This is a genomic window from Endozoicomonas sp. ONNA1 (assembly GCF_024606325.1).
In the GTDB taxonomy this organism is placed as follows: domain Bacteria; phylum Pseudomonadota; class Gammaproteobacteria; order Pseudomonadales; family Endozoicomonadaceae; genus Endozoicomonas_A.
Genome location: NZ_JAHHPN010000080.1, coordinates 1 through 1,419, shown reverse-complemented (window position 1 = coordinate 1,419; position 1,419 = coordinate 1). Strand labels below are relative to the sequence as shown.

Below are 1,419 nucleotides of genomic sequence, written 5' to 3'. Positions count from 1 at the left end.
CTCAATTTCTTGCAATCCTCGCTACGGACGCTTAAGTCCGACAGGCTGCTAGCCTATGAATTTATACCTACCTGTTAACGTCGTTAAAACATGACCGGAAAATCGCGCTGGCTGCTGTTTTTGGGGCAGCTTCTGTATACCGGAGAGGTGAGTTCAGGTTATAGATTCAACAACAGGGTCAGTGTGGTGATGACACCCAAAGCGGTAGTCACTTCGGTTGTACCCGCCGAGGTTGTGGTGGTCATAACATCAGAAGGCAAAGCGACTGTCGGGCAGGCTTTCGAGTCAAAGTAGAACTGACCCTCAACGTTGGAAAGTCCATATAAAGGTGTAACGATGGTTGTCCAGGTATTCAGAATCCGGGAGGTTGACGGTGGGCTGGTAGTTGCCATGGCATCGGTTGAATTCACGGATCCTTCACACTCACCTTCCAGTGGTAATGGATCGGCAGCTTTCAGGCTGTATTTTTGTTGAGTTTGTCGCCACGGAGCGAGTCCCTCCAGCTGGTTGCAGGCCAGGGCCAGTTCAAGTTGTGCCTCGACATGTATAGCTGCATCTCTAACGCGGATCTGATTGCCTGCCAGATTGAAGAGAGGAGGCTCTGCAGTGGTATTACGAATACCCGTCAGCGTGAAAGCATTTTTTGGTATGTATCTTGACATCAAATATTCACGATAGGTTGTGCCTGTATTGTCAATGTCGATTGTGTTTCTGAAGATATCAATATGGCTTCCGGGTCCAAGAGTCAAGTCTCCCACTTCTGACATCTTGCCCCGGAAGGTGTTGTCAACAATAGCGATTTGCTGTGACTGATGCTTGATTCTGGCAATAGAAACAAACAGCCCATTCAGTGGAATAAAGTTACCAGCTGAAACGTTAAAGCGTTCGCCTTTTACCGTGTTATTAGCGAACAGCAGGCCCGGCCCGGTGCGCAGATCATTGGCCGATGCATCCAGAGGTTGTCTGCAATCAAGTCTAACCCCATAATTGTTAGGGAGATGAAATACGTTGTTTTCTATAATCAGTCTCCGGTTATAACAAGTTGCTGAAACAATTCTTTCAATGGATCGTGAGCCATCAGGTCTGGTTGGCCAGAAAGTTACGTGTCTTATATTGCTGTCTTTTGTTTCTCTGAACTTAAAGTCACTGCGGTCTCCTACGATGACCATATATCTATCTGAATAACTTCTGCCAGGCATGATGACGACTTCGAAACCGTTATCAGCAGCCCCGATAATATCCTGACCGTTCTTCAAGACTATTTGACTGCCAATGAGGTAATTAACAGGGGTTTTGCCCGTCAACGGGGTAACGGATGGAGAAGGCTTCATCGTAGGGACCATGTAGGAGGAGAGCAGTATCACCGTATCTTGCGGAAGCCGATTGATCAGCTCCGCTAAATCCTCTGTTGGGTCGGCA

Annotated in this window: 1 protein-coding gene; it reads right to left on the bottom strand. The window is 47.6% G+C overall.

Annotated features, from left to right (window positions below):
- Positions 1 to 158 precede the first annotated feature (158 nt).
- Positions 159 to 1,419: hypothetical protein (locus KDK19_RS01755; protein WP_257291222.1), on the bottom strand; the 1,261-nt coding region annotated here is incomplete at its 5' end.